This window comes from Verrucomicrobiota bacterium, from assembly GCA_016871535.1.
GTDB lineage: Bacteria > Verrucomicrobiota > Verrucomicrobiia > Limisphaerales > SIBE01 > VHCZ01.
On record VHCZ01000324.1, the window covers coordinates 1 to 6,390 of the forward strand.

The window sequence follows — 6,390 nt, forward strand, 5'->3', positions numbered from 1 at the left end:
CTTTTGTCCGTGGCCTGCGTTGGCTCGGTCCTTACAGCCCGCGTTGGGGATGCTCGGACCTCGCCGCCTTGGCCACAGCCAAAATCCCTCGCCGCAGGACCCCGCGCAATTTTCGGACACGCTCTGAGAAGCATCCTAGGTTTCAGAAGCATGCATACGGCCCACGAACCCGGTAGGGCGAGTCCGTCCCGGCGAGCCGCTCGACGTGCGTGGAACACGTCCGACTCGGCTCGCTGGGGACAGGCTCGCCCTACCGTGCGGTTCATGACGGAGAGCCAATAGGGAAACCCGGCTCTTTAAGCAAGAATCAAGAATGAATTTGTTTGATCTGGGAAGCGTCTTTGAAAAGATTAAAACGCAAATGAAATCTATGACTATCAGAAGCATCGCTTTGGGCCTTGGCTTGATCACTCTTTCCTTGGGTACGGCACGCGCGGCCGACCCGGACATCAGCAAGTTGCCGCCGGCAGCGAAGAAAGAAGGGGTGACTTACGAGAAAGACATCAAACCCATCTTCGAGAAATCTTGCATCAACTGTCACGGGCCGGAAAAGCCGAAGAGCAAATATCGTCTCGACAGCCGCGAGGCCGCGATCAAAGGCGGAAGCAGCGGAGAAGCCGCTGTCGTCGTGGGCAAGAGCGAAAAAAGCCCGATGGTGATCCAGGCCGCCGACCTGGTGGAGGAAGATTTGCGGATGCCGCCCGTGGACAAGCGCGACAAATACCCGGCGTTGACCAAGGAACAGATTGGCCTGCTCCGAGCCTGGATCGACCAGGGCGCGAAGTAAGCTGCTACCCTCTATCGTTGGCCCATGCCAATTTACGAATTCCATTGCGGACAATGCGGCAAGGATAGCGAGGTCCTGGTACGAACTACCGACTGGCAAGGCACCGAATGTCCTCACTGCGGCTCGACGAAACTGGCAAAAAAGCTTTCCGTCTTCGCCGCGGGCAACGCCGAAAGCAGCGCCAGCGACGGTCCGGCTTGTACCGGCAATCCCATGGCGTGCGGTCGGTGTGCGTCCGATTTCCAGCCAACTTGATTCTGGAACGCTTTCATGGTCTCGGGAACCTGCTCCCGGCCCATGAACCCGTCGATGGTAGGGCGGCGCTGCTGCGCCGCCGCATCGACTGAAGAGAGGCTGCGCGGCAACGCAGCCCTACCGGTTACCGGGACATTTCGCTAACCCGGATTCCTTCCAAGTTCTCCACAAGCCAGTCCGGTTTGTGGGGCCGGAGTTGCGCGGTGGTAAATCCTCCTGTCGCCACCGCCAGTACGCGGGCATTGATGGAGCGCGCGCACGCAATGTCCCGGGGCGTGTCGCCCACGACCAGGATTTCATCGCCGGCAATCCGGCGGCGAAGGAGGCGGCCAGCGCGGTGCTGGGCAATCCTCGCCAGTTCATTGCGATCTTCATGATCATCCCCGAACGCGCCCATCCGGAAGGAATTCCATAGTCCGTAGTGGCGCAGCTTGATTTCGGCGCCCAACCGGATGTTGCCCGTCAGCAACCCGATGAGCGGAGGTTGGGCCAGCCGCGCAAAATCCCTCAGCCGCCGGCGCACGCCGCGACATGGCCCTCCATTCGAAGCCTGCAGAAGGTGATCCAGCCAGAAGACATAGTTCTCGAAAAAGCGCCGGAAGTTTTTGGGCGTGGGTTTGATGCCGTGCAACTGAAAACCCTCTCGCACCAGCGAAGTATCGGTCCGTCCGGCAAAGCTCAGCGTCTCCGTCGCGCGCGGAATCTTGAATTCCGTGGCAAAAGTGCGCTCGAAGGCTTTCGTGCCGGCCCCGTAAGTGCGAATCAAGGTGCCGTCGATATCAAAAAGGACAACGCGAATCACCCGCTCAACTTAGCCGCTGCCGTTTCTCGAAAGCAACGCTAAGGGTTGGTTCCTTCTCGTTCGCCTTACCCAGGGTAGCTCGTTCCTCGCAACCCTGGGCTGGAGGACGCAATCCCCTTGGGATTGGGTTTCTGTCCCTTCTCCACACCGCCGCCGACGGTCCACTTTTAGTGACTCGTCGTGGAAAGCTTCCTGTTCCTTTCGGACCTGCACTCGGCCCATGAACCCGGTGGGCGAGTCCGTCCCGGCGAGCCGCTCGACGTGCGTGGAACACGTCCGACTCGGCTCGCTGGGGACAGGCTCGCCCTACCATGGGAAGGGCCAATGGCTCCATCTCATAGCCGTCCCGATTCGTGTCCATTCGTGGTTGAATTGAATAGATACGGCTGAGGCCTAACGGGAATTCGCCGACAAGGATGTCGGCGGTCCCGGTAAAATGAGAATGGCCGACTCCCCGGTTTTTCGCGGTGGAAGGCTCTTTCGCGCCTCCTCCAGCCATTGGGCTTGGGGAGGATACAAATGCTGTGGATCGATCGAATCGCTGCACGCCCAGGCCTGGCGCGTTCGCTGCAACTTGAGGCAAGCCTCGAAGCGGTTCAGGTGATAAGCCACGAGTTGAGTGTCCGTCAGGCGGGAGGGGTCGATGGCGGCGAGGAGAGCCAAGGCTTCCTCCGTTCTCTGGTTCAGGAGCAAAGCCGCGGCGTGGCTAATCTGCGCGGACGGCGCGTGCGGTGTCTGCATCAGAACCCGCCAAGTCAGCCAAATCGCCTCCGCTGGACTTTCGCGGCAGATGAGCAAGGCTGCGGCGTAATTGTTGGCGAGGGCTGGTTCTTTGGGGCGAAGTTCGTGCGCCCGGCGCGCTGCGAAAAGCATGCGATCGGCTTGTTTGAGTTTCTCCGCGATTTGAAAACGCAACGACCAGTATTCGGCGCTCGAATGCAGAGAATCCTCCAGTTTCAGCAAGACCGCTTCCGCCAGATCGGGATAGTCCAGGAGGATCAGATCTTTCGCCGCTTCCAGACCGAGATGCGGAGGGTGAAATTCCCACTCGGCCATCTTTTGAAATGCGGACCGCGCGTGGAAGCGGCGTTGCAGGCCAAGATCCGCCCGCCCTTCCAAATAGAAACTGTAAGCCGTCAGCGTTTCCTGGCCTCCTTCGGCTCGAACCCGAATCTGAAGGGCAACGCGCCGAAGCTCATCCCAGTCTCGAAGCTCCAGGAGCGTGCGGGAATAGGCGGCCCAGACTTCCGCCGAGCCACCGAAATCGGCAACCCATCGCCGAAACACGCCCAGCGCGTGTTCCCGCAGCCCCCATTCGCGATACAGTTGCGCGAACGCCATGACTTCATCGGCTGACGCCGGCGGGCAGGGAAGTGATTCGGCCAGATGCATCGCTTCCGCTTTGTGGCCGAGTTGTGCGAGCAACCGCCAGTATTCGACGTGTTCCGGAAGCGTGTCGGCGCGCTCCGTATGGAGCCTCGCCAGCATTTCGCGGCACCGCGCTGCGTCCATTCGCCGCAAACCGACCACGAGCAAGAGGCGGCAGGAAAGAATTCCATGCGCGGTTTTCTCCAGGGATTGCTCAAGAGCGCAAACCGCGTCTGCCGCGGGGTCGGTCGCGGACCAACCCGCAATCCAGGCCGAGTGGCAGAGTGAAAGTTCCTCGTCGGGCGGCAGGCTCGCTTGCGTTCGACGCCATCGGCGGATGAAGGAATCGGCTCGGCCCGCGCGGAAGAGCGCTTTCAAATACACGGCTTCAAGTGGCGGCGTGAGTTCCTCTTGCCGCGGCTCCAGCAAGGCAGCGACCTTCTCAAAATGGCCGTATTGAAAGAGAACCTTCGCGACTCTTTCCAAATCGTTCCGGTTCGTCTCACAAAGGCGAAGCAGCCAGAGCGCCTGCGGCACTACGGCATTTTGGTATTTGCGCCTGTTTGCGCTGGTTGAAGCGCACTCCAGGGATCCGCGAAGCAGACTGGCATCCGCTGAATTGTTGGCCAGCGCCGCCATCCAGGCATAGTGGGCGTCGTCGAACCGGCCGGCCGCCATCGCCTGGCGCGCGCTGCGCTTGAGCGACCACGCTTGCGCCAGGTCGAGGCCGCTGACCTTGACGACAGGAAGAAAACCCGGCGGCGAAGCCGTCCAGATGCGCGGGAGAAACAGTCCCAGCGAAACGAGCAACAGAATGAAACCCAGGCAACCCAGCCGAAACCACGTGTCCTGCACCAAAAGGCAAAGAAACGGATGGCCGGCAAGTTTGCGCCTCAGATATTTTTTGGATAGCGCCTCCATGGCTGGGAGTCTCTATACGCTGCGGGGGAGAAAAAACAAGAAAAGAATTGGGGAAATTCGTAAATCGTCATGGAAAGCTGCCTGTTCCTTTCGGACCTGCACTCGGCCCATGAAACCCGGTAGGGCGAGTCCGTCCCGGCGAGCCGCTCGACGTGCGTGGAACACGTCCGACTCGGCTCGCTGGGGACAGGCCCGCCCCAGTGATGTGTCTCACAAATGGCTTCTTCCGAGATTCTCTCCTCAAGCGAACTATCAGCGCATAGAGGGCGAAGTGGATATTTTGCCTTGTTTCCGGGCCAGGTAATCTTCGACGAACAACAAGTTCGCTTCGCCGGCCCGCTGAACCGTCTTCAGCAAGTTTTCCATGCTCGAAACCTCCTCGAGTTGCTCGGTCAAGAACCAGGCGAGAAAGTTGTTCGTGATGTAGTCCGATTCCTTGAGCGCGAGCTGGACCAATTCGTTGATTTGTTCCGTCACCGTTTTCTCACGATCCAACGAAAGCTGGATGGCTTCCTCGACGGTTTTGAACTCGGACTGAGGCGTCGGGATTGCCGGAATTTCCACGCGCGCGCCCGCTTCGACGACGTAATTCACGAAGCGCATGGCATGGTCCCGTTCCTCTTCGGCCTGCTTGAAAAAGTGCGCGGCCAGTTCCGGCAAGGTTTCGGACGCGAAGTGCGCCGCAATGGAGACGTATTGCAGGGAGGCGCTGAATTCATTTCCGATCTGCTGGTTGATGGCGTCGTTCATGGATTGGCTGATGAGCATATGGACCTCGTTCGTTCGGTTAAGCTTAAGACACGTTCCGTTTCAGAATCTCTCGCTCACTCTACGTCCCGGCGGTGACAAATCAAGGCGTTGCCGATGCGGCTCATCCATTGAACCGTTCGTCCGGACCGTGGCCTTTAGGCCACTTCAACGCTCGACTCCGGAGTGTGCGCGGAAGCAGCCTGAAGGCTGCGGTCCGCACGGCTTTCAGTTTCATGGGCCATGTGCATGGCCCTGAGGCCAAGAAAGCTCCCCATGAATGAACGGTCGCAGAGCACTGGGGCTATGCTCCCTCGTTGCGCCTTGCCCCAGGCCGTTTTGGGCGCAACATAACTCCAGCCATTTGTGAGACACATCACTAGGGCGAGCCTGTCCTCAGCGAGCCGAGTCCGACGTGTTCGACGCACGTCGAGCGGCTCGCCGGGACGGACTCGCCCTACCCTCTCCTGGAACCGGTTCATTTTGCTTGCGCTCGCAACGCGAATGCGACGGGATAGTTTCATGAGCGAACGAAAGGTCGTTGTGATCACCGGAATCACCCGCGGACTCGGCCGGGCGATGGCCGACGAATTTAGCCGCCGCGGCCACACGGTGGCAGGGTGCGGCCGGTCGCGATCCGAGATCCAAAAAGTCCAGGAGCACCTGGGCGAACCCCACACCTTCTCGATTGTGGACGTCGCGTCGGATGAAGCGGTGAAATCCTGGGCGCGAAAAGTTCTCGCCGCGCACGGCGCGCCGGACCTGCTGTTGAACAACGCCGCGCTGATCAATCGCAACGCCCGCTTGTGGGAAATCGATGCCGCCGAGTTCTCCGCCGTCATTGACGTGAATGTCAAAGGCGTGGCCAGCGTGATCCGGCATTTCGCGCCGGCCATGGTGGAACGGCGAAGCGGCGTGATCGTGAATTTCAGTTCGGGCTGGGGCCGGTGCGCCAGTTCGGAGGTGGCGCCGTACTGCGCGACCAAGTGGGCCATCGAAGGATTGACTCAGGCGCTGGCGCAGGAACTGCCCTCCGGCATGGCCGCGGTGCCGCTGAATCCCGGCATCATCAACACGGACATGCTGCAAAGCTGTTTTGGAAGTTCGGCGGCGTCCTATCCCACGCCTCAGCAGTGGGCCAAAAGCGCCGTCCCGTTTCTCCTGTCGTTGAATCCTCGCCATAACGGACAGCCGCTGACGGTGCCGGGGGCAAGGGAGTAGGTCGGAGCGTTGGAGCGTTACAGCGGTTAAAATCGTTGAACCTGAAATCGGCCGTTCAGCCGAAAGACAATGAGGATTCAAAGAAGGAGCGCGGACAGCTTGTCCGCGTGGCGTCCGGGCGACATGCTTGAGCAGCTCGCGGGCAAAGCTGCACTGCGGCTAAGTGGTCCGTTTCGTAAATACGCTCACGTTCGTTGCGCCCAATTTGGCCTGGGGCAAGGCGCGACGAGCGAGCATCCCCCGCCAGTGGGGCTGTGACCGAGGAGCAACGCAGCCCCAGGCAAAATTC

Annotated in this window: 6 protein-coding genes; 3 read left to right on the forward strand and 3 right to left on the reverse strand. The window is 60.2% G+C overall.

Annotation, left to right across the window (positions count from 1 at the left end; genetic code table 11):
• Positions 1 to 313: 313 nt before the first annotated feature.
• Both FJ398_25025 and FJ398_25030 read left to right on the forward strand, forming a co-directional pair.
• Complete coding sequence (locus FJ398_25025; GenBank protein ID MBM3841157.1) at positions 314 to 787, forward strand: hypothetical protein; 474 nt, start codon at positions 314 to 316, stop codon at positions 785 to 787.
• A gap of 24 nt (positions 788 to 811) precedes the next feature.
• Complete coding sequence (locus FJ398_25030) at positions 812 to 1,042, forward strand: zinc ribbon domain-containing protein (protein ID MBM3841158.1); 231 nt, start codon at positions 812 to 814, stop codon at positions 1,040 to 1,042.
• A 124-nt stretch (positions 1,043 to 1,166) separates the two neighbouring features.
• On the opposite strand, the gene FJ398_25035 is transcribed toward FJ398_25030, so the two are convergent.
• The 3 genes from FJ398_25035 to FJ398_25045 form a co-directional block, all read right to left on the reverse strand.
• A complete protein-coding gene (locus FJ398_25035; GenBank protein MBM3841159.1) occupies positions 1,167 to 1,844 on the reverse strand; it encodes a hydrolase in 678 nt (225 codons plus the stop codon).
• Between the two features lie 393 nt (positions 1,845 to 2,237).
• Positions 2,238 to 4,133 carry a hypothetical protein gene (locus FJ398_25040; GenBank protein MBM3841160.1) on the reverse strand — a complete coding sequence of 632 codons (1,896 nt, stop codon included), beginning with the start codon at positions 4,131 to 4,133 and terminating at the stop codon, positions 2,238 to 2,240.
• 252 nt (positions 4,134 to 4,385) lie between these two features.
• Positions 4,386 to 4,901: a ferritin gene (locus FJ398_25045; protein ID MBM3841161.1), complete on the reverse strand. Its 516-nt coding sequence runs from the start codon at positions 4,899 to 4,901 to the stop codon at positions 4,386 to 4,388.
• A 501-nt stretch (positions 4,902 to 5,402) separates the two neighbouring features.
• Here FJ398_25045 and FJ398_25050 point away from each other — a divergent pair.
• On the forward strand, positions 5,403 to 6,101 hold the full coding sequence (locus FJ398_25050) for an SDR family NAD(P)-dependent oxidoreductase (protein ID MBM3841162.1): 699 nt from the start codon (positions 5,403 to 5,405) through the stop codon (positions 6,099 to 6,101).
• Positions 6,102 to 6,390: the final 289 nt, after the last annotated feature.

What these genes read in the sequence shown, in the direction of transcription:
- FJ398_25025 (MBM3841157.1), top strand. Translation starts at nt 314, where the DNA reads ATGAATTTGTTTGATCTGGGAAGCGTCTTTGAAAAGATTAAAACGCAA.
- FJ398_25045 (MBM3841161.1), bottom strand. Translation starts at nt 4,901, where the DNA reads ATGCTCATCAGCCAATCCATGAACGACGCCATCAACCAGCAGATCGGA.
- FJ398_25040 (MBM3841160.1), bottom strand. Translation starts at nt 4,133, where the DNA reads ATGGAGGCGCTATCCAAAAAATATCTGAGGCGCAAACTTGCCGGCCAT.
- FJ398_25050 (MBM3841162.1), top strand. Translation starts at nt 5,403, where the DNA reads ATGAGCGAACGAAAGGTCGTTGTGATCACCGGAATCACCCGCGGACTC.
- FJ398_25030 (MBM3841158.1), top strand. Translation starts at nt 812, where the DNA reads ATGCCAATTTACGAATTCCATTGCGGACAATGCGGCAAGGATAGCGAG.